The sequence below is a fragment of the Nocardia sp. Tas62D01 genome (assembly GCF_055232035.1).
Genome location: NZ_JBUYUZ010000001.1, coordinates 4,023,385 through 4,047,151 on the forward strand (window position 1 = coordinate 4,023,385; position 23,767 = coordinate 4,047,151).

Below are 23,767 nucleotides of genomic sequence, written 5' to 3' on the forward strand. Positions count from 1 at the left end.
TCTATTTTTAGGTCTGTGAGCTACAACATAGCGGACCTAGTCGAACACGCCATCGATCTGATGCCCGACCGCGTGGCGCTGGCCGACGACGGCCGCGAGGTGACTTACGCACAGCTGGAGGAGCGAGCCAATAGATTGGCCAACTACCTGCTGGAACAGGGCGTCCAGCCGGGCGACAAAGTGGGCATCTACTCGCGCAACACGGTCGAGGCCGTCGAGGCCATGGTCGCGGTGTTCAAGGCTCGCGCCGTGATGATCAACGTGAACTTCCGTTACGTCGAGAACGAGTTGCAGTACATCTTCGACAACTCGGACATGGTCGCGCTGATTCACGAGCGCCGCTACAGCGACAGGGTGGCCGGGGTTCGTCCGAATACCCCGCTGCTGAAGACGGTCATCGTCGTGGACGACGATACGACCGGCGCGATCCCCACCGCAGGCGATTCGGTCGAATACGAGGCGGTGCTCGCCCAGTCCTCGGGCGAACGCAACTTCGGCGCGCGGTCCGCGGACGACATCTTCATGCTCTACACCGGTGGCACCACCGGACTGCCGAAGGGCGTGATGTGGCGCCACGAGGATTGGTGGCGGGTGCTCGGCGGCGGCATCAACTTCCTTACCGGTGAATACGTCGATGACGAATGGCATCAGGCCAAGACCGGCGCGGGCAATCCGCAGATGGTCCGCTTCCCGATCCCGCCGATGATTCACGGCGGTTCGCAGACGGCCACCTTCCACAGCCTGTTCGACGGCGGCAAGGCCGTGATGATCCCGGAGTTCACCGGGCACGGCGTGTGGCAGCACATCGACCGCCACAAGATCAACCTCATCTTCATCACCGGCGACGCCATGGCCCGGCCGATGGTCGATGCGATCATCGAGGGCAACCCGGAAACCGGTGCACCGTACGACCTTTCGAGCCTGTACGTGATCGCCAGCAGTGCGGCTCTGTTCTCGCCGACGCTCAAGGACCAGTTCCTCGAACTGCTGCCGAACCGGATGATCACCGATTCTATCGGCTCCTCCGAGACCGGCTTCGGCGGGCTTTCCGTGGTCGCCAAGGGTGTAAATCACACCGGCGGACCGCGGGTGAAGATCGATGCCGCCACCGCGGTACTCGACGACACGGGCAATCCGGTGGCGCCTGGCTCCGGCCAGATCGGCGTCATCGCCCGCCAGGGCCACATCCCCATCGGTTACTACAAGGACGAGGCCAAGACCGCGGCGACGTTCAAGGAGTTCAACGGCGTTCGTTACTCGATTCCCGGCGACTACGCCAGGGTCGAGGAGGACGGCACGGTCACCATGCTCGGGCGCGGTTCGGTGAGCATCAACAGCGGTGGCGAGAAGATCTACCCGGAGGAGGTCGAGGGCGCGCTGAAATGCCACCCCGAGGTCTTCGACGCGCTCGTGGTCGGTGTCGAAGACGAGCGCTGGGGCCAGCGGGTGGCGGCGGTCGTGCAGTGTCGCGGCGACAAGCGTCCCACCCTTGACGAATTGCGTCCGGTGCTCACTCAGGAGATCGCGCCCTACAAGCTGCCGCGCAGCCTGTGGTTCGTCGATCAGATCAAGCGCAATCCCGCGGGCAAGCCCGACTACCGCTGGGCGAAGGCGCAAACCGAGGACCGGCCCGCCGACGAGCATGCCGAGGCGAGTAGTAAGTAGGTAACACCAGCAAATGGCAAGGGCGGCCGCGACGGTGCGGTCGCCCTTGCCATTGCGTCGTTGTCGGAGTCCCGGTCGGACAGGGGATCGAATTGGTCGAGCAGTACGCGTTTTTCGTTGCCACGGATCGTGGCTTCGAGCCTTTGCCGATGGCGGCGAGCGCATGGTCGCGCGACATGATCAATGGGCCCGCGATCTGTGCGCTGATGGCGCGGGCGCTGGAACGCGAGCATGGTGTCGAGGGGTTCACTCCTGCTCGATTGACCGTCGACCTCTTTCGCCCGACGCTGGCCAAGCCGATGCAGGTGGTGACCGAGGTGGTGCGCTCGGGACAGCGGATTCGCGTCGCGGATGCCGCGCTGATGCAGGACGGCAAGGATGTCGCCAGGGCATCGGTGATCTTCCTGAAGCGCTCGGTGCAGCCGCCGGGGCAGGTGTGGACCCGCGACGCTCATCCGGAGCCGCCACCAGGCCCGGTCGCCACCGGACCGACCCGGCCGCTGTGGAACAGCGACGGTAATGCCGACGGCTGGTCGGCCAGGATCGGGGAGCACCAGAACGAAAGCCGCAAGCGCACGTGGCAAGTGCCCGTGCCGGTGTTCGCGGGCGAGACACCGTCGGCGTTCGTCGGCGCCGCGACGATCGGCGAGGCGACGAGCATGATGACCAACTGGGGTAGCGCGGGGATCGGATTCATCAATGCCGATATGACGCTGGCCCTCGCGCGGCTCCCGGTGGGTTCGGAGGTCGGTGTGGAGGCCGACAGTCATATCAGCGCGGAGGGGATTGCCGTCGGCAGCGCGACACTGTTCGATCGATCCGGGTCCTTCGGGACGTGTGTGGTGACCGCGCTGTCGAATGCGGAGCGACAGGTCGATTTCGCAAACGACGAGATGCTTGCGAAAGTCGGTACTCGCTTCGCCATTCCGGACTGAGCTCACTCGGTGGGTCCCTGCTCCGGCCGGCGGCAGACGGCGCGATGTCGGACACGGCGGCGGACCGAGTCGCATGCCGGACGGGGCAGGCGCTCGCAACGGCTCGCCCTACGGTGTGGGGCGGGCCGAAAACAGTGGCCATGGCTGATCGGGCTCAGCGATTGCCGAGTTCGGCGAGCTGGTAGGCCAGCTTGGTGCGGACCGCGGGGATGCTGGTCAGCAGCGACATCACGGTATTGCGCAGGATCCGGGCGGGGCGCGGGCGCAGGGTGGCCACGCGGGTCATGCGGTCGGTGAAGGCGACGACGCCGAGAGCCACTGGGCGGCGGGTGGTTTCGTAGGTGTCCAGGATGGAATCGGGCTCGCCGTTGATGACTCGGGCGAGCAGCGGGCCGACGAACGCGGCATCCTGGATGCCGGTGTTCATGCCCTGTCCGCCCGCCGGGCTGTGCACGTGCGCGGCGTCGCCCGCGAGCAGGACGCGGCCCGCGCGGTAGTGATCGGCGACGCGGTGGTGCACCTGGAAGCGTGAGCTCCACAGCACCTCATGCACTTTCACCGTGCCGCCGGGGCCGCGGGTATCGAGGATCGACTGGATATCGGCGGCATTGGGCTGTTCGGGGGCGTCGTCGACGGTAGCGACGACCCGGTAGCGGTTCGCTTCGAGATCGTCGGGCAGCGGCCCGACCACGGTGACACCCTCCGGCGAAAGATGCAGTGCCACTTCGTTGCGCGCGATCGGCCAGTCCATCCGCACATCGGCCAGCACGAAGGAGGCCGGGTAGGTGTCGCCGGTGAAGCCGATGCCTGCCTGCTCCCTGACGACGCTGTGCATGCCGTCGGCGCCGATCACGTAGGCGGCCCTGATGGTTCCGGTCGCGCCCGCGCCGTCCACGTATGCCACGGTGACGCCGGCATTTTCGTCGACGACCTTGCTCACCTGGTATGGCCGGTATACCGCGCCGCCTGCTTTGTGCAGCCGGTCCAGCAGCACCGCCTCGGTGGTGTCCTGCGGAACTATGAGGGTGTAGGGGTACTTGGTCGGGAGTCCGCCGAAGGACACCGTGGCCAGTGTGCGGGCGCCGTAGCGCACGGTGAAGGTCGGCACGACGATGCCACGGGAAATGAGCTCGTCGGCGATGCCGAGTTCCTCCAGCACTTCGAGTGTCCGGGCGTGCACCACCGCGGCGCGAGAAGTGTTGGCGCCCTCGGCGAGCCGATCCAGCAGCACGAAGTCGACGCCGGCATCGGCCAGCGTGATGGCCGCGGTCAGTCCCGCGGGTCCGGCTCCGACGATGACGACGGCGGTGGTGTCCGGCAGTTCGTGGATCGGGGTGGTGTTCATCGGAACTCCTAGGTCGAAACCAGGTCAACATCTGTTGGCCAACGCTTGTTGACATAAAGGTAGCAAGCGGCGCTTGTCAAAGTCAACGGCTGTTGGCCTACAATTGTTAGCATGCCCGTCGAGCCTGATCACTCCCCTTCGCGCCGCTCCGATGCCACCCGCGCGGCCATCCTGGAGGCCGCCCGCGCCCGCTTCGCCACCGAGGGTTTCCGCAAGGCGACGATCCGCGCCATCGCGGCCGATGCCGCCATCGATCCGTCGATGGTGATGCGCTACTTCGGTAGCAAGGACGGGCTCTTCGCGGCGGCGGTCGATGTCAGTCTCGATCTGCCGGATCTCGCCGCCGCCGATCCGGATGCCCTTGGCGAGTTGTTGATTCGGCGATTCCTGGCGATCTGGGAGGACCAGCCCGATAACAAGGCGCTGGTGATCCTGCTGCGGTCATCGATCACCGATGAGGGTGTGAGCCAACGCGTTCGGCAGATCTTCGCCGAGCAGGTGCTGCCGGCGGTGCTGCGCTTCGGCGATCCGGCCGATGCGCCGCGCCGCGGGGGATTGATCGTCACACAACTGCTCGGGCTCGCGCTGTGTCGCTACGTACTCGAGTTACCTCCAGTCGTCGGGCTGACGCGGGATCAGATCATTGCCGACGTGGCCCCCACCCTCCAGCGCTACCTGACCTCCAACCCTCGGCAGAGCAGGCCCTGACCGGTAGCGGCTGCCAGGCGGAGGTCAATTCTTCAGGGTGCGAATCATATTCACCAGCATCTCAGCTGCTGCCTTGACGGTCGGGTCCTCGCCGCCTTTGAACGCGTTACCGTGTGGCAGGTCGCTGGTATGAGTGCGGGAATGCCCGGCTGTCGCGCGCATCGCGACGTCACGGTTGGAACATCGGAAGAGGTGGGCGGTGCTGAACGGAACTAGCTGCGGCGAGGTCGATGGTCGGTCATCCGCCGTCTGCCTGCGAGCGATGAACAACAGTGCTGGATGGGTCAGGCTCCTTACGAAGGGGCCGACTTGCCGCAGTGAGAATAGGTCTTGCCGCGGTCGTAGCAAGGATACCCGTGATTGGGTGAATTGTTCAATGTGTACGTTATCGGCCTTGTCCATCGTATTGCGGACATTGAATCGGCGGTCAACTTGAGAAAGTTCGAGACCTTTGGGCACGGGAGAGCGGTATCGTGAGTAGTCCATCTTCTGGTTCCATCGTTGACAATTCTGCAACGAGTCGCGAACGGCTGATCGGTGTAGAGGGAGTGATAACTCCGGACTGGGCATCCACGGCTACCAGACTGATTCAGATCTCATTTTGGAAGTCTCTTCGGACTCTTCCCCGATCATTTTCCGCAATTCTCGGAATGGCCTGGCGAACTTCTCCGAGACTATTGATTGCCATGTTGGGTCTAGACCTTTTGTCGGGCTGCGTCGGGGCCTTCGGATTGCTTGCCACTGCCAACGTTTTTACCAGTCTATTGGAGAGTGGTCCGACCCCACATCGTGTGTTGGCTTCGATACCTGCAATGGCCATAGTCGTGTGCTCTTATGCTATCCGTGCACTTCTTGATAGTGGGTCCGGCGCGGTAGAAGGCGTGTTGCGGCCCAGAATCAAGCGCAATGCTGACGTTCGGGTTACGGAAGCCTTAGTCAGAGTCCGCCTTCTCGCAATGGAAGATGCAGACTTTCGCGAGCTTGCGCGTCAAGGCGCCCACGACGGGGTCACTGCGATCGAGAATTCAGTTCACACTGTAGCATCTTTGATGGGATCGTCCGTAGCCCTGATTTCTGCGCTGGCCACTGTTGGATATCTCAGTCCGTGGCTGCCGCCGGCGTTGATACTAGCGGCTGCGATCAATGGTTGGGCCGCCACAAAAGTTGTCCAGCTAAATCACCAGCACTTCATGGATACTGTGACAGAAAATATGCGTAAAGCGGTTATCGATGAGGTAGCGACCGATCGTGCTTTCGCGCTGGAGCGGCATGCTCTTACCTTGCAGGAGCAACTGATTTACGAATATCGGCAGGCCGCTGATTTCCTTATGGGAAGAGAAGTCGCCCTTGCGGTTCGACGCACGTTTGCTCAGCTTAAGGGGCGAGCGGCAACAGGTATCGGATCAGGGCTGATTTATGTGCTGCTTGCTGTATTACTCTACTTTCATGGAATAGAACTTGCGCTTGCGGGCGCAGCGGTTGTTGCGATGCGTACAGCTTCTGCGGCACTGTCGAATTCTTTGAGCCAACTCAATATTCTGCACGACGGCAGTCTTCGGATAGATCTTTACCGGCGGTTGCTTGCCGAAAGTATACGTTTCAGACCCGTGGTGACCGGTAGGCAGGCGCCCCAAGCTCCTCAAAAAATTCAGCTCTCCGGTGTGTCGTTTTTCTATCCCGGCAGGGCAGAGCCAGCGCTATCAGGTATCGACTTGGTTATCCATGCCGGCGAGACTATTGCACTTGTCGGCGAGAACGGATCTGGGAAGACCACACTGGGCAAGATTATGACAGGTCTGTATCCGCCGACTGAGGGGGCGGTATATTGGGATGGCGCGGATTTGTCCGAGGTCGACGAGCTGAGTGTTCACTCCCAGGTTGCGATAATTGCTCAGGATCCTGCTCGTTGGCCCATGACAGCTTGGAATAACGTCCACATAGGTCGGCTTGATCGTTCGGATACCGACGATCAATTATGGAAGGAATCCATCGAAAAATCGGGTACAGATACAGTAATTGCTCGCCTTCCGGAGGAAAGTCGAACTGTGCTGTCCAATAAGTTTAAAAATGGTTACGATCTATCGGGTGGCGAATGGCAGCGTTTCGGCGTTGCCCGAGGCATATTCCGTGACGCGTACATCGTTGTTGCCGATGAGCCGACTGCCGCGTTGGATGCAAAGGCTGAAACGAAAGTCTTCGAAAGTCTTCGTGGTCTGGTCGAACGCACTAATGGAATAGCGGCTCTAGTGACACACCGACTGTCCAACGTAAGAACCGTTGATAGAATAGTCGTGCTGGATAAGGGGAAGATAGTAGAAAGTGGGACTCATGAGGAGTTGATTGCGGCGCATGGTCACTACTACGAACTGTATGAGCTTCAAGCGCGCGCTTATCGCGATTAGAGTGGCTGTATTCGTGATGGTGTCATGTCACATCGGGACACCTGTGGTGAATCGAAAGGCGTTGAACACCAGGCAAACTCGACCGATTAGGTCGGTGACTGCTGCCAGGGGAAGGGGGCGAGGTCGGGCTCGACCAACCGCGCCTTGCCTGCGGGGTTGCCAAAGTGGCTGGACGGTAGAAGCGAGTGGCGATGGGTGTCGGACTACTCGCCACGGAGCAGGTCCATGATTTCGTCGGTGCTCATACCTTCGATATCTCGGCTCTTTGCGGTTCCGCGCAGCCGACGGATAAGGCGTTGGCCTCGGGTGGGGGCACCTTCGGTACGCACGATCCGGAGCGCGCCATCAACTTCGACGATCTCGATGTCATCGCCCTCGCGCAGATTGTGCTTGGCACGAAGCTGGGCGGGGATCGTTACCTGGCCTTTGCTGTTGAGCAGCACAGTAACGTCCTCGGGCTGAATCTGTAATACGCATATTACGTACTACTACTAAGGAGATTGAAAGTAAGTCGAGTCAGGCGGTGATGTAGGCCAAACTCGGGTCGGCGAAGAAACCGCGTACTTTCGCGGGCAGTTTCTGCAGTCGGCGCAGCGCGTTGGTGGCCTTGTTCTTCAGGTCGTCCTTGCTGGTGACGCCGATCTTGCCGACTCGGTCGTGCTTGACGTTCTTCCAGACCCATTCGTCGGGGTTGAGCTGGGGTGAGTAGCCGGGCAGCAGGAACAGTCGCAGTCGCCCGCCGGTGGAGGCGACGAACTCGGCGGTCACCTTGGAGCGATGGCAGGGGTGCCCGTCGACGACCAGAAAGACCGGGCCGTCGGTGTCTTTGAGCAGGCGTTTGCAGAACTCGACGAACACGCCCGAATCGACGGTGCCGTCGTGCACCATGAACCGCAGTGCGCCCTGGGCGCTGACCGCCGAGAGCATGTTGACCGAGTAGCGGGCTCCGGTGTTCGCCACGACCGGGGTCCGTCCGACCGGCGCCCATGTGGTGCCGGTGTGGTAGTCCGAGCGGATACCGGCCTCATCAGCGAAATACACTGTTGCACCGGACTTTTTGGCTTCGGCGCGGATGGCTGGGAACTCCTCGTCCTTCCAGCGTTGCACCTTCTCGGGATCCTGCTGGTAGGCGCGATGCAGAGGACGCTGCGGCGACAAGCCCATCGTACGCAGCAGCCGGCCGACGCTGGCCACGCTCAGCTTCACCCCGAACTCGCGGCGGATCAACTGCTGCACCATCTCCCGGGTCCACAACGCGAACTCGAACGACAACTGCCGCGGATCGACACCCACGATCAGCCCGTACAACCGCGAGATCTGGGTCGCCGACAGCTTCGGCGGACGACCCGCAATCGCCTTGGCTTTCAACGCATCTCGACCACCCTTACGCGCCTTGGCCAACCAGCCGTACACCGTGTTCTTGTGGAACCCCAGCATCACCGCCACCTGTTCCGGGTGCGCGCCCGCGGCGACCTGCTCCACCGCCCGCATCCGCAGCACCTCAAGGGTCTTGTGATCCAGCTTCCGGCCGTCGTTGTCACGCACACCGGAATTCTGCACCCCATTCCGCCCGGAAATACGAATATCGACCGACGTGTCTCGACTTACTTTCAATCTCCTTAGTAAGCGCGAACGGGCTGATCAGCGCCGTGGTATCGAAGGTCGGCCCGCTAGCTAGGCAGCGACGTTTGGGCGACTGAGGTGACGATCGGGTCGGCGTCAGCGCTGGCGGTTGATGCGGCGGACACCGAAGAGCAGGGTCGACGGGTGGTGTTGCGACCGCGCGGAGTCACTCTGGATCCCGGAGGGTCTGTGTCATGCGGGTGATTTCGTGGCGGATGGTGGCGTTATCGCATGGCGCGATGTGGAATTCGTTGTACCGGTGACAATAGAGGTAACGGCCGTCGCCGTCGATATCGAACCAGTTCAGGTACTCCGATATGGGCGCGGGTGAATTCCGCAGGCCGCGAAAGCATTCCACGGTTCCCGAACCTGAGCGTGGGGCGCACAGCAGGCGGCGGATTCGGTCTGATGTGGTTTCCTTGGTGCCCGTCCAGGATTCGAGGCTGCTGAGTAGCCGGTCGGTATCTTCGGCCAGTGCCGGATGTTTACCGGGAGGAATATCGCCGAGCACCGCCGCGAATACCCTCGACACGGTCGCCGGAGCACCAACTTCGATCACGACGTTTCCGCCGAAAACGGGTGTGGGGCCGGGCCTTTGGACCAGTGTCACACCGATATCGGTGTCGATCGCGCCGTAAGCCCGCATCGGGCGCCGCCGAGTGCCGATGAGCGCCAGCGACGTTTCGGGATCAGCGGCCACCCGCAATACGGCTGTGAGATCCGGATCGTTGCCGAGCGGGAGGCGTTGATCCAATTCGCGTGCCAGCCGCTGGAACTCATCCTCCCATCGCACCGACGCGATCAATCGCAGGGGGAATGGGTAGCGGTCCGTGCCGGTCTCCCGCCAGATGTGCATGAACTCGTCGGGGGTGAATTCCCATTTCACCGGCGCTGATCCCGGCTTGGTGGGCGCTGTGGCGAATCCGGCCGGGTCGCGGGCGCGTCGTCCCCGATAACCTCCGGGACCATCGGAATGTGATGGCCGAGTAGTTCTTCTTCGTGATCACCGATGAGGTAGTCGGGAGTCTTTCGAGTCGAGTCGGCGTCGTCTTGCCGCTTCCCCGCACCGGGCGACATCATGCCCGGCGTGCCGGATCGACTGGTCGAGGTGGTGCCGCTCGATCCGCTGCCGGTCGCCGTCGCGGTGGGACTCGCGCCGACCGGCACCCCGGAAACGCTGCGTCCAGGGCTGCCCGAACCCGGCCCGCCGAGGCCGCCGGGCATGGCGGTGCCGCGGCCGGGACTGACCGGCTGCGTGCCGTGACTGGTCGGCGCCGTGGCGGGTGAGGTGCTGGTGTTGCCGCCGGAGTTGGTCGTCGCATCCGGTGTGCGGTTACTGCTCGACTGCTGTGCGCCTGTCGAATTCGAGTCCAGCGCCGCGGCCTGCGTCGTGGCCGGATCGGTCGGCGATGGCTCTTGCGCACCCTGCCCGCCACTGTTGCCGCCGTCGTTGCCCGTGCCCCCGGTGCCCGGCCCGCCGGTCTCGCCACCGCCACTACCGCCACCGGTTGCGCCGCCCGGCACTTCCACGGGTACGAAGGTCGGGACGCCGTCCCCGGCTGGTCCGTAGGACGGTTTGTAGTTGTTGTTCATGGTGTCGATCGCCGTGCGATACAGCGCCTCCACGCCGCGCTGATAGGCGACCTGGTCACCGTCTCCGGCGCTCGCCAGCCCCGCGCCCACCGCGGCGATGATGATCTGCGCCGGTTGCAGCGCGTTCGGCGAGCCGGCGCCTGATTGCGCTGTGGCGGGTGGGGGCACCGACATCTTCACCACCTCCGCGGCGTGCGCGGCGGCCTTGATGCGGTGCCCACAGGTGCTGATCACCTCCTGCGCATCGCTCGCCTGTTGGTAGAACTTCCGCGCGGCGGCGAGTGCCGCATCCGCCATCTGGCCCTCGATACCGTTGGTCAGCGCCTTCTGAATCGCGAGATTCGCGCCGAGCAGGCCGCCGCTGAGAGTGTCGGCAATGCTGATCCAGGTATCGGCCTGAGAGTGCATGATGCCCGGACTCATCGCCTGGGCATTGCGGTAGATCTCCTCGTGCGTGTGGCCCTCGAACTGTTCCATCCGGGTGATGTACGCCGGATCCGCGCCGGTGTAGGAGATGGACTGCTGAGTCTGCTGTGCGCCGTGCTGCTGAGTGTGCGAGAGGGTGTTCGGCTGGGTGGTATCGGGCTTCTTGTCCGGGAGGAAGGTGCCGAGTGCGGCGGGATCGTTGTTGATATTGATGTAGCCGGGGTCGGTCATGGTCAGTTGTCCTTGCCGATTTCCGGTTCGATGGTGGAGGCGATGTCGCGCATGCCGTCGCAGGGGGCGAGATCGCGTGGGGCGCGGTCGGTCAGATCGACGCTGATTTGTACGAATCCGACCTTGGTTCGCACATCGATCTGGCAGCCGCGAGGAGTTACCGGGTCCCGGACCAATAGGGCCTCGCGGCCGTTCACGGTGATCGGCTCGCTATAGGAACTGACCTTGGTGAGGTCTTCCGCCCAGGTCACGTTCCCGGAGTTCAGTCGTAACGTACGTTGCTGCGATGAGAAGGTGCACGTCAAGAAGGTGTACTCCGCCACGAGATCATCCAGTCGTTTGCGGGATGGTGGATCGAACCCAGCCTTCTGAATTGTGTCGTCGCTAATCCATGTGCATGGGTCGAAGACGACCTTGGAGCGTGCCGTGCTGGCTGTGTATTTGTTGTCCTGAGACGGCGGCTGAATCTTCGGGTTCGTGAGGGTCGGCCGGGCCGGTTGCGTTGCGGTGGACGACGTGGTTGCCTGTGCCGAATCGGTCGGGCGTTGTGTCGCGGTATCGGTACCTGAACAGCTCGCGACGGAGATGATTACCAACGACAGCAGAGCTATCGAAGCGCTACGGATCGGCGTCATGTCTGCGGCACCCCCGCAGTGGCTGTGCTGATCGCGTGGGCATACATCGCATCGGCCTCCTCCACCAACTGACCAGCCCGGAGGTAGGCCGCTGCCATCTGTAGTGCCGCTTCTTTGATCCCGTTGAGCGCTTCGGTCATCCCCTCCGCCTTGCCGGAGAAACCTGACTGCAGTTGCTGGGCGGATTCGAACCCGCCGAATCCTGTCAAGGAATGCAGGTTGGATGAACGCACGATCTGTGGATCTACTGTCGTATCGACGAATCTGGTGTAGACCTCGGCGCACCGCCGAGCAGCGTCGGCTTCCATCCGAAATGTCCCCGCCACGGCCTGCTGGTACAGCGCGTTCGCAGTCGATTGCCCCACATCCATCGACAGGCCCTCCCTCTCTGCTGGCCTGTTTACTGTACTGGACGCATGAATCGGACGATCGGTTCCATTGGGACGCGAAGGCGCTTCGAGTGGGATCGGTGCTGGGGGTTCAGCTCGCGTCGGGCCGTGCGCGGGTGACAGTCCCCCGGCTGAGGTGTGGTGGGTCGGGTGCGCGATGAATCGTGCAGGTGCGGCGAACGGGATGGCTTTGGTGTCGAGGTGCGCTGCGAAATCGCTATGGGATGCAACGCTTCCTGGGGCTATGCACTGATTGCATGAGAATTCGCGGTGATGCTCCCGTGCGGGATTGCGGTGTGCTGTGCTGGGCGAGCAACGCAAACCTGGAGGGAGGCGGCATGTCGGGGAACGGGTCGACGCTGGCGCGGCGGCAGTTGGGGAAGTTTTTACGCGACGGACGGGACGAGGCAGGGTTCACGCTCCAGCAAGCGGCCGAGCTGATTCAGCGCAGCACCAGCACACTGCAGCGCATCGAGAAGGGTGTGGTGGCGAAGCTGCGCGATGTGGATCTCGAGGCGCTGTGCAAGATCTACGGTTTCGATGCGGACCACGCTGCGGCGATGAAAGGTCTTGCGGCGCAGGGCAACGAGGATAGTTGGTGGTGTGAATATGGCGACTTGATTCCGGGAAACTTCCAGTTCTACGTGGGTTTGGAAGCCGCGGCATGGAAGCTGACAACCTATGAGGCAGAGTTCGTGCCGGGCCTGTTGCAGACTCCGGCCTATGCCAGCGCTGTGATGCATGCCGCTCATCCTGGGGACAGCGCCGACGAGCATGCGCGGCGAGTTAATTTCCGTATGCGGCGGCAAATCCGCGTCACCAGGAAGCACAAATCGGCGGCGCTCGACGTCCTTGTGCGAGAGTCGGTTCTCAGGGGTGTGGTCGGCGGTCCGAGGGTTATGGCGGCACAGCTGAAGCACTTGGCGGACATGGGGACTCGCTCCAATGTCAGTATACGAGTCCTTCCATTCAGTGTGGGGTTCCCGCTTGGGGAGGCGGTCGGTCCGTTCGTCATCCTCGAGTTCGGCGCAGACCGGACAGGACAGGAGATCGAACCGCCGGTTGTCTACTTAGAATCCTTCATGGGCGAGTTGTATCTCTCGAAACCCAACGCCGTCCGCCGGTACTATCAGGCATACGGTTGCCTTCGGCAAAGTGCATTGGATGATGTGGCCAGTCGAGACCTGTTGCGGCAGATGGCGAAGGAGTACGCGACTTGACGAACGAACAATCGAAGCGGAAGTGGTTCAAGAGTAGTCGCAGCGACGGCTCCAGGAACTGCGTCGAGGTCGCGTTTCTATCGAACGACCTTGTCGGCGTTCGTGATTCGAAGAACCCCTCTGGGCCGGCGTTGATGTTCACCGCGTCCGAGTGGTCGGCCTTCACGGTCGCGGCAACGCGCGGCGAGTTCGACTGCTGACGACGCTGAGTCTGCCCGGGCGGGTGGAGAAGGAGTGCACGAGGTGATTGTGGATCTTTCGAACGCGAAGTGGTTCAAGAGCAGTCGTAGCGGCGGTGACAAGGCATGCGTCGAGGTCGCGTTCCTCTCGAATGACCTTGTCGGCGTTCGTGATTCGAAGAACCCCTCTGGGCCGGCGTTGCTGTTCACCTGGGCCGAGTGGTCGGCCTTCACGGTCGCGGCAACGTATGGCGAGTTTGACAGCTGACGACGCTGAGTCTGCCCGGGCGGGTGGAGAAGGAGTGCACGAGGTGATTGTGGATCTTTCGAACGCGAAGTGGTTCAAGAGCAGTCGCAGCGGCGGTGACAAGGCATGCGTCGAGGTCGCGTTCCTCTCGAACAACCTTGTCGGCGTTCGTGATTCGAAGAACCCATCCGGTCCGGCGTTGCTGTTCACCTGGGCCGAGTGGTCGGCCTTCACGGTCGCGGCAACGTATGGCGAGTTTGACAGCTGACGACGCTGAGTCTGCCCGGGCGGGTGGAGAAGGAGTGCACGAGGTGATTGTGGATCTTTCGAACGCGAAGTGGTTCAAGAGCAGTCGCAGCGGCGGTGACAAGGCATGCGTCGAGGTCGCGTTCCTCTCGAACGACCTTGTCGGCGTTCGTGATTCGAAGAACCCCTCCGGCCCGGCGTTGCTGTTCACCGCGTCCGAGTGGTCGGCCTTCACAGTCGCTGCGGCGCACGGCGAGTTCGACCGCTGACTGCTCACAACCGCCGCCCTCGCAAGGGAGTCGTCGTCCGCTGATTCCTGATCAAGGTGTCCGACCTCGGTGTGCTGATCGGACTCGGCCCAGCCCTCCCGTGACTGCCCCGGCAGGCGAAGACTAGTTCGGCGGGCACCCTTGCCGCGCGGAGTGCGAGCACGGAAACCGTTGGGTGGTAAATGAAGTCATCGAGGAGTGCATTTGCGGACCCTACGACGAAAGTCAAAGGAACCGAGCATGACCGGCAGTAAGTAACCGGTGATGGTCTCACCGACGGCGTGATCAATGATCCGTGGGCCGGCCTGCGGGCACGGAACCTTGCGACGCAACCCGCGATCCCTTCGCATAACCCGAGTAGGTCGAAGGCGGTCGGCGCGGGCAGTAAGCGAACCATTGATCCGAGGTTCCGACAGGGGGTGTCGCACGCCTGCGGGGTGGCAATCGTCGCGTGACGACGAACCCGATCGTGGCGGTGCGTGCCGCTACCGCGCCTGACCGACCTAGCGAGTACTGGTGGTACGTCGTTCTCGACGCCCCCATGGTGGAGTCCGGTTACTAGTCGAGTGTCGCCCGGCGTTCGACTGTGCAGCGGGCGCGCACGGCGCCATGCGTCCATGCCTGTCCGCTTCGAAATCGGCATGGTCAGTGTTCGAGACCACACGGGGCATGAGAGTGCTTTCAGAAATGGCGAGTTCACGCCCGGCCGGTCGATGGTTCTCAGGGCGGTGGCCCCCCGACTCAGAGTAGGGTTGCCTCGGCATTGTCGCTCGTTGGGGAGAGCGCTCGTCGTGGTTTGCGGTCGTTGCCGTTCGCCGGCCAGCGTGTGCCTTCCGTGGCGAGAGTCGCTTTGGTCAGCAGCGGTCCGTTGAGAATCCTGCCCAGCAGGTCCTCCTGTTGGGGCTCCAGTTCGACGAGACGCCCGAGCACGGACAATAGGTCGAGTAGCTCCGATGTCCACTCGGCGGGCCACTGGTGCACGTGGATATTGTCGAGCGGTGAGGTCTTCTTCCCGCCGGGGGATGCCTTGCGGTAGTTGAACCACGACTTCAGGACGTTCTTTCCGCCGACATCGTAGGCCCAGACGGCGGGCGGCACGGGACCGAACTCGCCTGCGCCGAGCCGCAGAACCCGCCGATTCTCGTCGTAATCCATGGTCGCCGGCATTTCCGTGATCGGCGTCAGCGCCCGGGGCCGGCGCTCGTCGCCGACCGGATACCGCACGTTCCCTTCCGGCCGGTCCGCGTCCGAGAAAATTTCACCGTAGGTGTGCAGCCACAGCACCCGTTCACCCAATTCGACTGCTTCGGTGAACAGTTCCGCATCACCCGTGATCGGAACACGGATGCCCGGAGTCGTGAGCTCGTCGGCGAAGGTGCGTGTGTAGGCGGGATGCGCGACGACGCCCGCGATGTAGGCGAGGACGTGCGCAGCCGAGATTTCGCATACGAGAACAGAGTTCAGTGCGTTCAGGAGTCCGGGCGCGAGGTTCGCCGAGCCGTCAGGGTGCAGGCACGGCAGCGCTCGCCCGCCTCGATTGTTGAAGAGGTCCATGTCAGGTATCAAGGTCGTGAACAGCAGGCCGGGCCCGCTACTTATGGGCTTGGAATGCTGTTCGACCACGAAGACTTGCCCCGGAATCCGAGACTCCCACAGTGGAGGACTCTCAGCATGCATGAGCCGCGAATCGGGAATGATCCACTGCCGATCGAACGCGCGGTATGCGATTCGAAGCACCGCTGGCGGGGGCCCCGTTTCAGCCGCAAACGGGCCGGCGAACTGATGAGTTCCCGCACCACGCAGCGGCTTCTTCACTCGATCAAGATACGCATCTCGGCTCTCCTTGAAGAGGCGCACCTTCTCTTCTCGTGTCGAAGCTCCGATGATCTGTCTCCACCGTTCATCGAGGATCGACCGTGCCGGCGCGTAGATCCACGTTCGATTCGGCTTGACACCAGGTGCGACCCAGGGGAGGAGGTCGTCCATGGCGGGGTGGTCGTCCCATGCGCCGTCTGCGGCCGGCGTGAGCGGCGCTGTCCAGTCCGTACGAGTCAACTGCCACCCCGCCCCGTCCAGTGTGATCGCCTTGAGCGCGTCGAACTTCTGTGCCTGGCTGCCGGTGATCGACCGGAACCGGATCGCGGCCGGTGTATCGGCTGAGGTGTCGGCCTTCCGGACGAACAGGCCGATGGCCAGCGGCTGCCGTACGCCTGGGAAAATTCGGGTCGGGATATCGGGTGTCTGACCTTCCGGCGTCACATCGACGACCCACCCCTCGGACGCCCATTTCCGCAGATAGCGGCGCATACCCTTGAATCCTGGCCCGCGCAGATATCCGGATGTCGAGATGAAGCAGACGATCCCCGAGTCACCATCTGGATCGGTTGGTGTGGATTCCCACACCTTCCACGTGGCCCACCGCCAGAAGTACACATACAGGTTCTTGAGGGTGTACTCGACGCGACCGTTGGCCTCCTCCCGGAAGTCCTCGAGAATCGCACGCGGGTTCTTCCCATCCGCCTTGCTTCCCGATTCGACCCAGCCGCCCAGGCCCTCGGCCCGCTCCCGGTACGGCGGATTGCCGATGACCACGGTCACGGCCGCCTTGGCCTTGACCTTGTTGGCCTTCCTGCGCTGCTGGGCGATCAAACGCAGCCCCGACGCAAGCTGTGTCTGCGCCGCGTATGGATCATCCAGAGTATCGGTCACATACAGGTGCATGCCGGTCGGCGGCGGGCTGGCCCGGTGCGTCTTGAGCAGATCGGCAGTGCGCAGCTCCGCGACCGCGTACGGACCCATTTGCAGCTCGAAACCGACAAGCCGTTCCGCGACCTGCTGGACTGCTCCGGGCACCGCGCCTGGTCCGTCGTACGCCTCCACCACTTCGGCGACGCGCTCGAGAATCGTGTGCAGATACGTTCCCGTGCCCATCGCCGGATCGATCGTCGTGACGTCCTCGTCACGGAAACCTTCGGCCTTGTCCAATCGCGAGACCAGCGCCTCCTCGGTCAGCCGCACCATGAAATCGACGACCTCGCGTGCGCAGATCGTTGTCGTAGTCCTCGAGGAAGTGCTCGTACAGGTGCAGGTACGTGTCACGTCTGCCACGCCGGACCCGCGGCCAGTCCACCGCGCCGACCACTCGTACGAGCAGACCGAGCGTCACCACGAAGTCCGCTGCCACGTCAGACGTGAGCAGCTGTAACGCGCGCCCCATCAAGGAGTGACCCGAACCGAGGGCCTTTCCTACCTCATGCAGGGAAGATCCCGCGATATCGATTCCTTCGGTCCGCGCGAGCAACAGAGCGAAAGTGACCGTCTGCGCGTACCCGTCGGCAAAGGTGGCATCGCTTGCCTGCGGGAACAGCAGCATTCGCCAATCATGCGCGAGCCCGAGGAACGACTGGGCGTCCTTGTCCTCCCCTCCCCGAACCGCATACCGCTCGACCTCCAATTGGTCGAGCACTTCACCGCGCAGGAGCCGGGTCAACGGTGCGACCGCCCGGACCAGCGCCGCCACGGACGTGATCGGATTCGGCTGCCAGCGCAGAAAAGCCGCCATCAGGGACTCGAACTGCGCGGGCGCCTCCAGCCCGGCCCCCGCAACGGTGAGATCACCGCCGCCAAAAGACAGCGGCCCACCCCGGGGCTCCCCGTCCTGGTACAGCCGCCACTCGGTACCGTTCGTGTACAGCAAGTTCGGCAGATCCTTCTGCCGCTCCCACTGCCGCTTGTCGTGACCGGTCAGCCGCGCCGGATCTATCGGTTTGCCCGGTGCCTTGACCTCGATGTACCCGATCACAGCACTGTCGACGCTGACACCGTAGTCAGGACGGACTCGCCGCGACGTATCGCGTACCTCGTCATGGAACACAGCCGGAATCCCCAGACGGGAACCGACTGCCCCAAGCAGGCCCTCGAGCGGAGTTCGGATCGCCGCCTCGCGATCCCCCGGGCCCGCCAGCTTGTCACGGCAGGCAGACCCGAACTCGGCCACCGCATCCGACAGCCACCGCGGCACTGCGCTGCTCATCCGCGTCCTTCCGTCCCAGCGATCCATCCGGGCGTGACACTACCCACCAACACCGACACGACTCGCTGACCTGCTCTCGCTCGCTCAAAAGAATTCACGCCGTCTACGACAGGTCTTCGTGACGGTGCTTAGTGGTTGACCATCACCTTCGCAACTGACGCCATACGACGACACCGAGGCCCAACAAAATCCCACGAAAAGTACCCACACGTCAATGGTTATAGCTCGCGGGACTGTCAAGATAACGGTGTAAGTTGTTGTCCTGCAGTTACTTCCGTCCGGTGGACAGGCGTCCGTCGAAGGTCGTGTCGAAGGCGTTGAGGGTCTCCTTCCATCGGTTGGACCAGCGTTTGCGGCCGGTGCCTTTGGGATCGGTGGCCATGATGGCGGGTCGAATTGACCGGCCATGTAACTCCCGCAGCGATAGCAAGCTCAATGAACCCGCGCCGACTCCCGGAGATCATCGAACTACTCACCGGATGCTGCGCCAGAGGTGCAGGAGGACCAGCGTCGCAAACGTGTCGATGCACCCTACGATAAGGGCGTACAGCAGCGAGAAATTGCTGTGGAAACGAGCGGCTTCGATCAGACATAGGACTGCCAGGGTCGCAATGCTCGACGACAGAATTGCGATCGCTGCAATATGCACGAGCCGAGGGGTCCGGTAGCCCAGCCAGATGACGGGAATCACAAGGACCGTGACCACGGCGGTGAGAGTCAGCGCGATGACATCGAGTTCGCTGTACTCGATGCCCTCACAGCTGGTAACCAGCAGGCTGTGCCACAGCAATGCAGTGAATCCCGCGATAACCGCAGTGGTCAACGCGTAGACGGTAGTTTTTACTCGGTTTCCTGTCGAGTTGACGTCCATTCGGCGTTGCAAACGTGTCGATGCACCCTACGATAAGGGGGTACTGCAGCGAGAAATTGTTGTGGAAACGAGCGGCTTCGATCAGACATAGGACTGCCAGGATCGCAATGCTCGACTGCGGCCCTAACTCAGGCGCTGCCCAAGTTCCATTTCGCCATCAAACTGTTCAGTTGATGATCTCTGGCCCAGCCGTGCCGATCGTCGCCGTGTATGTGCTTGGCACCCAAGAGCATCGAGAGTTCGTCCTGGATCCGGCGCTCGCGCCGCCGGTACGGGAAACTGCCTGGCCCGGGACCTTCACCGAGGCATGGTCGACCGCGAAGTCGGTTCGCTCGCAGCAGCTTTCCCGACGGACGACGACCGATTGGCCAGCTTGACAAGACCTTTAGGTGCAGAGAGGATCGTCGCGGTCGCCGCGCGTGGCGGTCGATTAGGCGCAAGCGGGGGGTTTGATTGCCGATTCCCAAGAAGGGCGTTGCCCACATGGGGCCCGCCAACCCTTGCCGAGAGGTCATGGGAATCCGAGGAGAAGTCGGCTTGATCGAACTGAGAGTGCCTCATCCGCAACTGGTGCAGGCCGACAACATGATGATTAAGAATGCTTTGTATGGACAACAGCGGAGGAAGTGAATGACGGAGTGACTACTGGCCTCATCGGGTTGGGACTGTTCGAGATGAATCTCGATGAAGGTCGCCTTCCTGTACACGTCGAAGTAAACCGCAATCTCCACAACCGTTTGGATCCACAATATTTCTCCGCAGCGGCAATGACTGGCTACTACGTGGCACTTTGGCGTCACGACGCGCCGATCATCACATCAGGGAAATGGGCCGCGTTGAGCAAATCTCCCTCGCGCCGTGCCGAATTGATCACACTCCTCGACACACAGTCACTCTCCGAATTCGAGGCAGTCGAACGGTCGAACGAGCCCTGCGCCTGCGTGACGAATTCGTTGGCCGAGGTCCCTTGACCGACTTCGGTCGACCTTCGGTCACTGTCGCAGCGAGTATCTCGCGTATCGGTGAGATCAACATCGATGGGCGATGGGCAGCAACGGCCAGCCCATCGTACATCGCCCACGATATCGTCGACTGCGCGAATCAGATCCGTCAACAGCGCCCAAACTTCCACGAAGGCGGATCGTGGGCGGCCCGCTCCGATGACGAACTCGAGTACGAACTCGGGGAATACAAAAACTATCTGATGAGGAACTCATAATGGCCAATTTCGCGCTAGATCTGAACGAGTTGGTTTCCGCTTCGAGGGCCTGGGGTCATGCGTCCGACAGGCTCGGCGAAGCCGCGACAAAGGCACAGAATATTCAAAATGGCAACAAAGAGGTTGTCTGGGCATTATTTCAGGAGGCATGGGATGCTCAAGTCGCGGCCGCGCAATGCATGTACGACCGGCTGACCGAGGGATCCACGGAAACAGATTCCATCGGAGCCGTCCTCGAACATGTCGCCAAGGTGTACCAAGAACAAGACCAAAACTTCGCAAACATCCTGATCAAACTCGACGAAGGATAGTAATGGGCGCTACCAAATCTCTCGAAGAGATCAATAATGTACTTAGAAAGTTCTCGAACCAGATAGAGCAAATCAGGACTCAGCCTGCCGAAGTTGAGAAGAAATTCGAGCAGGCAGCGATTGCGCTTTCGGCGAGCGAAGGAGCAGCCTTCGGATCGGTCGTACCTATCTTCGGCACTGTGATCGGCGCGGCGGCTGGAGCAGCTTACGGCGCAATAAGCGAAGATGATATGACCGGCTACCTAAAAGACCACAAAGAAGAGATAAAGAAAAAGATCCAAGAACTTTTGGAGGAACTGCAGAAAGCCGTCGATGGATTGAAGGCTCCTATTGTGTTCCTGCAAACAAGCGGGGACTGGCTGACTCTGAAATCTAAGATCGGCGAGGCCCAGAACAACGAAGTGAACAACGGGAGCTTAACCGGCTATTGGGCGGGTGCGGCGGCACTCAAATACGCGGCGGCACGTACGCTCCAGGACACCGCCATGGATTCGGCCAAAACGATCTGCGATAAAATGAGTGACACTCTCGGGTCGATATCAGATGCCGCTTGGAATTTCTACTCCACCATCGTTAAGGACGTAGCCGGTTTTCTTGTGGACTTCGCCGCAGCTCTAGGTAAAATTGCCACCGGAGTTGGGGCCCCGTTTGGAGTTTCAGATGCTATAGATCTTCTTGGCAAGATCATCAAGAGTGCAATAGATTACGGAGATAAGCTCGTCCAAGCTCTTACCGCAGAACAGAAGAGCATAAAAAAGATAACCGAAGCCACGTCAAACCAGAAAGGATTCTACAACAACTGTTGGCCGCAAAGTAAATCTGACGCCTTCAACATCAACGTTACCAGCCCCACCGAATGGCAGGCGACATGAATCTGCTGAAGGTTGCCGCGATTTCGGTGCTGACGATATTTCTGCCCGGATGCGGCCTGCTACCCCGCACCCATCCCGACAAGTACGCAGTGTCGTCGAGCAACCATACGCTCCAGGAGTTGTGCGATTTTCCGAAACAGTTCTTTACCACTCGGTATAATGCCACTAAATTAGAGGCCAGTGTGACTGCCACCAGGCCACTGACCGAGAAAATTGGGACCGGCAACGGATGCAGTTATCAAACGCCGGAACGGGATTACCTCGGATACGTCTTTCTGTCTCGCATAGTCGAGGACTCGACATATTCGACAGAAGAGAATTTCCCGGCTCGCGTCATAACAGTGGACGGTGTGGCCATCTCCGAAATCGTGGAACCCGTACCGGCTCCCTTGGATCCCTCCACCACGCTCCCATCATTCATGCTGACTGCCAGTATCGACGGATGGAAGGGTGAACTCGGGTTCGAACAGGGCGATGAGAAAGGGACGCAAGCGGGCGCACCCGTTCTGGTGAATATGATTCGCGCCTTGAAGGGTTCATGATCTTCACTGGCCGATCGACCGCTGTAGCGCCAAGCGCTGCGACACCAGCTCTCAGGCAGGGCTCCGGCGTTGTCGCCTAACTAGCCTGCGACCAAGGGTTTTGGGTGTTCGTCAGCAGGTGGAGGCCTCTGTTCGGTGAGAAGGCTGTCGTCCGGCAGGCCTCGGCGATGTTGGCGGCACCATCGATGCGGTGAAGGCTTATCGCCGTGTTTCGGAGCGTCGCGGCGACTTGCGGAGCGGTGCCGGTCCGCAGGGTGCTGCGGTCTTCGTCGTAGGTCACATCACGGACCCAGTGGATCGCATTCTCAATTCCCCAATGGTTTCGCAACCATTCGGCTAACTGTCGGGGTTTGGCTTGCTCGAAGGTGACACTGCAGATGGCGTATACGGTCTCGACCGTCAGTTTCCCGGTGGTGACCTGGACGCGTTCGCGGGTGATCTGCATGATCTGGCGGGCGTAGGGAAACCCGATCCCGCGCGGCACGCTCAGCACCTTCATGGTGCGGGTCTCGATCCTGCCGTGCGATGGCTTGGCGTCGGCGTCACGGTGGGCGATGGGGACCTCGGCCCACGGCTGGGCGATAATGCGAGCCAACAGCTTGGGCTGATTCGCCTTCACCGTCATCAAATAGTGCGACTTGAGCTGCCCGCAGATCAGTTTCGCCGTGGCGACCTGCGTGTGCATCGCATCGATCGTGGCGATGAGCCCGGTCCGGTTCATTGCCTTCAGAAGCTTTCGCACCGTGGGGATTTCGTTGGACTTCGCGGCGACTGCCAGCTGGCCGAGGACCAATCGCGCGTGGTGGGCGAAGATCGACACCAGGTGCGGTGCGCGGCCCCCGCCCAGGCGCGCCCCGCGCACGGTTTTGCCATCCAGGGCCACCGCCATCAGTCCGCCGGAGTCCGCGGCAGCGGCCACGGCGGCGAAATAGTCACCCAACCGGCGATCCAGATCCGCGGCGTCGAGTCTGGCGATGAGGGTTCGCAACGTCTTCTCGCTCGGGCGACGCACTCGGATGCCCAGTTCTGCCAACACTTCCGGTGGCGCGGTACGCACCCAGGTGGCGAACCCGGCCACCGACTGCATCCCCGCCGCCGTGGCCAGGATCATGATCGCCAGCAACCCCACCAACGGGTACCGGATTCCACGGGGATCACGCGGGTCGGGAACCGTCTTCAGCACCTCCAGCAAACACGGTGCGACCGTGTGGGTTTCCGGTTCGACGCGCCGTCGATCCAACACCTCCACAACGGGCTCGACAAGGGATACTGAACAGACGGACACGGGCGACTCCGGGGAAGATTCTGGCCTAAGGAACCTTCATCCTCCTCGAGCCACCCGTGTCCGCCTCGCATCCGAAACGGCGTGTCGCACAGCTAATTACCGCAGCTCACCGGCTTGCAGACCGACAACGCCGGAGCCCTGAGCTCTCAGGGCAGGATGAAAAGGCTCATCTTTTTCTTCTTCTTCTTCTTTTACCCCACGATCCAGTTGGTTGGACACAGTGTTCATACACATTGTGGATGGAAGCGACCTGCGAAAAGTAGAGCGGGATTGACATTGACAAGATTCCCCAATCCTCGTCTGGGAACGTGAGAACCGCCGCTACTGCCACCGCCGCATATGTAGTGAAAAAAGCGCTGCGCATTACGACCAGGAGTCGCCCCTGTGGCGGCTCTCGTAGGCTGATTGCGATCCCAAGCAGCAGCACTGCCAACGCTAACCCGATCGCAACTCGCTGGACGAGACCGGCTCCCACCACATCACCGGCGAACGTGAATATAAGTCCACACCCGATCAGGGTG

25 protein-coding genes are annotated in these 23,767 nt (G+C 61.8%); 13 read left to right on the forward strand and 12 right to left on the reverse strand.

All coding sequences use genetic code 11. The features are described 5' to 3' along the window. Positions 1–15: 15 nt before the first annotated feature. Together ACV7NQ_RS19570 and ACV7NQ_RS19575 are read left to right on the forward strand one after the other, a co-directional pair. A complete protein-coding gene (locus ACV7NQ_RS19570; protein ID WP_463360977.1) occupies positions 16–1,665 on the forward strand; it encodes an acyl-CoA synthetase in 1,650 nt (549 codons plus the stop codon). 149 nt (positions 1,666–1,814) lie between these two features. Next, the gene (locus tag ACV7NQ_RS19575; RefSeq protein ID WP_463360978.1) at positions 1,815–2,600 is read left to right on the forward strand and encodes an acyl-CoA thioesterase domain-containing protein; all 786 of its coding nucleotides are present in this window, start codon (positions 1,815–1,817) and stop codon (positions 2,598–2,600) included. 154 nt (positions 2,601–2,754) lie between these two features. Here ACV7NQ_RS19575 and ACV7NQ_RS19580 read toward each other — a convergent pair whose 3' ends face one another. Beyond that, positions 2,755–3,945, reverse strand: coding sequence for an FAD-dependent monooxygenase (locus ACV7NQ_RS19580; protein ID WP_463360979.1), 1,191 nt, complete (start codon positions 3,943–3,945; stop codon positions 2,755–2,757). 111 nt (positions 3,946–4,056) lie between these two features. On the opposite strand from ACV7NQ_RS19580, the gene ACV7NQ_RS19585 reads away from it, so the two are divergent. Then, a complete protein-coding gene (locus tag ACV7NQ_RS19585; RefSeq protein WP_463360980.1) occupies positions 4,057–4,653 on the forward strand; it encodes a TetR/AcrR family transcriptional regulator in 597 nt (198 codons plus the stop codon). Between the two features lie 24 nt (positions 4,654–4,677). Here ACV7NQ_RS19585 and ACV7NQ_RS19590 read toward each other — a convergent pair whose 3' ends face one another. Beyond that, a complete protein-coding gene (locus tag ACV7NQ_RS19590; RefSeq protein WP_463360981.1) occupies positions 4,678–5,139 on the reverse strand; it encodes a hypothetical protein in 462 nt (153 codons plus the stop codon). A 326-nt stretch (positions 5,140–5,465) separates the two neighbouring features. Here ACV7NQ_RS19590 and ACV7NQ_RS19595 point away from each other — a divergent pair, with 326 nt between their 5' ends. After that, positions 5,466–7,055: an ATP-binding cassette domain-containing protein gene (locus ACV7NQ_RS19595; RefSeq protein ID WP_463360982.1), complete on the forward strand. Its 1,590-nt coding sequence runs from the start codon at positions 5,466–5,468 to the stop codon at positions 7,053–7,055. Positions 7,056–7,258: 203 nt separating this feature from the next. On the opposite strand, the gene ACV7NQ_RS19600 is transcribed toward ACV7NQ_RS19595, so the two are convergent. The 6 genes from ACV7NQ_RS19600 to ACV7NQ_RS19625 all read right to left on the reverse strand — a co-directional run bounded on the left by ACV7NQ_RS19600 (position 7,259) and on the right by ACV7NQ_RS19625 (position 11,934). Beyond that, on the reverse strand, positions 7,259–7,498 hold the full coding sequence (locus ACV7NQ_RS19600; RefSeq protein WP_463360983.1) for an AbrB/MazE/SpoVT family DNA-binding domain-containing protein: 240 nt from the start codon (positions 7,496–7,498) through the stop codon (positions 7,259–7,261). Between the two features lie 73 nt (positions 7,499–7,571). Continuing rightward, positions 7,572–8,600: an IS630 family transposase gene (locus ACV7NQ_RS19605; RefSeq protein ID WP_463360984.1), complete on the reverse strand. Its 1,029-nt coding sequence runs from the start codon at positions 8,598–8,600 to the stop codon at positions 7,572–7,574. Positions 8,601–8,844: 244 nt separating this feature from the next. Continuing rightward, positions 8,845–9,564, reverse strand: coding sequence for an ESX secretion-associated protein EspG (locus ACV7NQ_RS19610; RefSeq protein ID WP_463360985.1), 720 nt, complete (start codon positions 9,562–9,564; stop codon positions 8,845–8,847). Next, positions 9,561–10,928, reverse strand: a complete 1,368-nt coding sequence (locus tag ACV7NQ_RS19615) for a hypothetical protein (RefSeq protein ID WP_463360986.1) — start codon at positions 10,926–10,928, stop codon at positions 9,561–9,563. Before ACV7NQ_RS19615 ends, ACV7NQ_RS19610 begins: the two co-directional genes overlap by 4 nt. A 2-nt stretch (positions 10,929–10,930) precedes the next feature. Beyond that, the gene (locus tag ACV7NQ_RS19620; RefSeq protein WP_463360987.1) at positions 10,931–11,563 is read right to left on the reverse strand and encodes a DUF3558 domain-containing protein; all 633 of its coding nucleotides are present in this window, start codon (positions 11,561–11,563) and stop codon (positions 10,931–10,933) included. After that, positions 11,560–11,934, reverse strand: a complete 375-nt coding sequence (locus ACV7NQ_RS19625) for a hypothetical protein (RefSeq protein ID WP_463360988.1) — start codon at positions 11,932–11,934, stop codon at positions 11,560–11,562. Before ACV7NQ_RS19625 ends, ACV7NQ_RS19620 begins: the two co-directional genes overlap by 4 nt. Positions 11,935–12,290: 356 nt before the next feature. On the opposite strand from ACV7NQ_RS19625, the gene ACV7NQ_RS19630 reads away from it, so the two are divergent. Genes ACV7NQ_RS19630 through ACV7NQ_RS19650 form a run of 5 tightly spaced genes read left to right on the forward strand, consistent with a single transcriptional unit; the run spans position 12,291 to position 14,113 of the window. After that, positions 12,291–13,172, forward strand: a complete 882-nt coding sequence (locus ACV7NQ_RS19630) for a helix-turn-helix domain-containing protein (RefSeq protein ID WP_463360989.1) — start codon at positions 12,291–12,293, stop codon at positions 13,170–13,172. Further along, entirely contained in the window at positions 13,169–13,372 is a 204-nt protein-coding gene (locus ACV7NQ_RS19635; RefSeq protein WP_463360990.1) for a DUF397 domain-containing protein, read from the forward strand. The genes ACV7NQ_RS19630 and ACV7NQ_RS19635 overlap by 4 nt, the downstream gene beginning before the upstream one ends. A 43-nt stretch (positions 13,373–13,415) precedes the next feature. Then, entirely contained in the window at positions 13,416–13,619 is a 204-nt protein-coding gene (locus ACV7NQ_RS19640; RefSeq protein ID WP_463360991.1) for a DUF397 domain-containing protein, read from the forward strand. A gap of 43 nt (positions 13,620–13,662) precedes the next feature. Next, positions 13,663–13,866 carry a DUF397 domain-containing protein gene (locus ACV7NQ_RS19645; protein ID WP_463360992.1) on the forward strand — a complete coding sequence of 68 codons (204 nt, stop codon included), beginning with the start codon at positions 13,663–13,665 and terminating at the stop codon, positions 13,864–13,866. Between the two features lie 43 nt (positions 13,867–13,909). Then, the gene (locus ACV7NQ_RS19650; RefSeq protein ID WP_463360993.1) at positions 13,910–14,113 is read left to right on the forward strand and encodes a DUF397 domain-containing protein; all 204 of its coding nucleotides are present in this window, start codon (positions 13,910–13,912) and stop codon (positions 14,111–14,113) included. A gap of 741 nt (positions 14,114–14,854) precedes the next feature. Here ACV7NQ_RS19650 and ACV7NQ_RS19655 read toward each other — a convergent pair. From ACV7NQ_RS19655 to ACV7NQ_RS19665, 3 genes are all read right to left on the reverse strand, one after another. Beyond that, positions 14,855–17,134, reverse strand: a complete 2,280-nt coding sequence (locus tag ACV7NQ_RS19655; RefSeq protein WP_463360994.1) for a type ISP restriction/modification enzyme — start codon at positions 17,132–17,134, stop codon at positions 14,855–14,857. Further along, positions 17,073–18,146 (reverse strand): hypothetical protein, encoded by a 1,074-nt coding sequence (locus ACV7NQ_RS19660; RefSeq protein WP_463360995.1) that lies wholly within the window; start codon positions 18,144–18,146, stop codon positions 17,073–17,075. Before ACV7NQ_RS19660 ends, ACV7NQ_RS19655 begins: the two co-directional genes overlap by 62 nt. A 472-nt stretch (positions 18,147–18,618) precedes the next feature. Beyond that, on the reverse strand, positions 18,619–19,017 hold the full coding sequence (locus ACV7NQ_RS19665) for a hypothetical protein (protein ID WP_463360996.1): 399 nt from the start codon (positions 19,015–19,017) through the stop codon (positions 18,619–18,621). 638 nt (positions 19,018–19,655) lie between these two features. On the opposite strand from ACV7NQ_RS19665, the gene ACV7NQ_RS19670 reads away from it, so the two are divergent. From ACV7NQ_RS19670 to ACV7NQ_RS19685, 4 genes are all read left to right on the forward strand, one after another. Continuing rightward, positions 19,656–19,988, forward strand: coding sequence for a hypothetical protein (locus tag ACV7NQ_RS19670; RefSeq protein ID WP_463360997.1), 333 nt, complete (start codon positions 19,656–19,658; stop codon positions 19,986–19,988). A 247-nt stretch (positions 19,989–20,235) separates the two neighbouring features. Then, positions 20,236–20,547, forward strand: a complete 312-nt coding sequence (locus ACV7NQ_RS19675; protein WP_463360998.1) for a hypothetical protein — start codon at positions 20,236–20,238, stop codon at positions 20,545–20,547. A gap of 2 nt (positions 20,548–20,549) precedes the next feature. Further along, the gene (locus ACV7NQ_RS19680; protein ID WP_463360999.1) at positions 20,550–21,419 is read left to right on the forward strand and encodes a hypothetical protein; all 870 of its coding nucleotides are present in this window, start codon (positions 20,550–20,552) and stop codon (positions 21,417–21,419) included. Further along, positions 21,416–21,961 (forward strand): hypothetical protein, encoded by a 546-nt coding sequence (locus ACV7NQ_RS19685; protein WP_463361000.1) that lies wholly within the window; start codon positions 21,416–21,418, stop codon positions 21,959–21,961. Before ACV7NQ_RS19680 ends, ACV7NQ_RS19685 begins: the two co-directional genes overlap by 4 nt. A 76-nt stretch (positions 21,962–22,037) precedes the next feature. Here ACV7NQ_RS19685 and ACV7NQ_RS19690 read toward each other — a convergent pair whose 3' ends face one another. After that, the gene (locus ACV7NQ_RS19690) at positions 22,038–23,246 is read right to left on the reverse strand and encodes an ISAs1 family transposase (protein ID WP_463358437.1); all 1,209 of its coding nucleotides are present in this window, start codon (positions 23,244–23,246) and stop codon (positions 22,038–22,040) included. Between the last annotated feature and the right edge of the window lie 521 nt (positions 23,247–23,767).

What these genes read in the sequence shown, in the direction of transcription:
- ACV7NQ_RS19590 (WP_463360981.1), bottom strand. Translation starts at nt 5,139, where the DNA reads ATGGACTACTCACGATACCGCTCTCCCGTGCCCAAAGGTCTCGAACTT.
- ACV7NQ_RS19595 (WP_463360982.1), top strand. Translation starts at nt 5,466, where the DNA reads ATGGCCATAGTCGTGTGCTCTTATGCTATCCGTGCACTTCTTGATAGT.
- ACV7NQ_RS19680 (WP_463360999.1), top strand. Translation starts at nt 20,550, where the DNA reads ATGGGCGCTACCAAATCTCTCGAAGAGATCAATAATGTACTTAGAAAG.
- ACV7NQ_RS19685 (WP_463361000.1), top strand. Translation starts at nt 21,416, where the DNA reads ATGAATCTGCTGAAGGTTGCCGCGATTTCGGTGCTGACGATATTTCTG.
- ACV7NQ_RS19655 (WP_463360994.1), bottom strand. Translation starts at nt 17,134, where the DNA reads ATGGTGCGGCTGACCGAGGAGGCGCTGGTCTCGCGATTGGACAAGGCC.
- ACV7NQ_RS19575 (WP_463360978.1), top strand. Translation starts at nt 1,815, where the DNA reads ATGGCGGCGAGCGCATGGTCGCGCGACATGATCAATGGGCCCGCGATC.
- ACV7NQ_RS19620 (WP_463360987.1), bottom strand. Translation starts at nt 11,563, where the DNA reads ATGACGCCGATCCGTAGCGCTTCGATAGCTCTGCTGTCGTTGGTAATC.
- ACV7NQ_RS19665 (WP_463360996.1), bottom strand. Translation starts at nt 19,017, where the DNA reads ATGGACGTCAACTCGACAGGAAACCGAGTAAAAACTACCGTCTACGCG.
- ACV7NQ_RS19660 (WP_463360995.1), bottom strand. Translation starts at nt 18,146, where the DNA reads ATGAGCAGCGCAGTGCCGCGGTGGCTGTCGGATGCGGTGGCCGAGTTC.
- ACV7NQ_RS19615 (WP_463360986.1), bottom strand. Translation starts at nt 10,928, where the DNA reads ATGACCGACCCCGGCTACATCAATATCAACAACGATCCCGCCGCACTC.
- ACV7NQ_RS19585 (WP_463360980.1), top strand. Translation starts at nt 4,057, where the DNA reads ATGCCCGTCGAGCCTGATCACTCCCCTTCGCGCCGCTCCGATGCCACC.
- ACV7NQ_RS19625 (WP_463360988.1), bottom strand. Translation starts at nt 11,934, where the DNA reads ATGGATGTGGGGCAATCGACTGCGAACGCGCTGTACCAGCAGGCCGTG.
- ACV7NQ_RS19675 (WP_463360998.1), top strand. Translation starts at nt 20,236, where the DNA reads ATGGCCAATTTCGCGCTAGATCTGAACGAGTTGGTTTCCGCTTCGAGG.
- ACV7NQ_RS19580 (WP_463360979.1), bottom strand. Translation starts at nt 3,945, where the DNA reads ATGAACACCACCCCGATCCACGAACTGCCGGACACCACCGCCGTCGTC.
- ACV7NQ_RS19630 (WP_463360989.1), top strand. Translation starts at nt 12,291, where the DNA reads ATGTCGGGGAACGGGTCGACGCTGGCGCGGCGGCAGTTGGGGAAGTTT.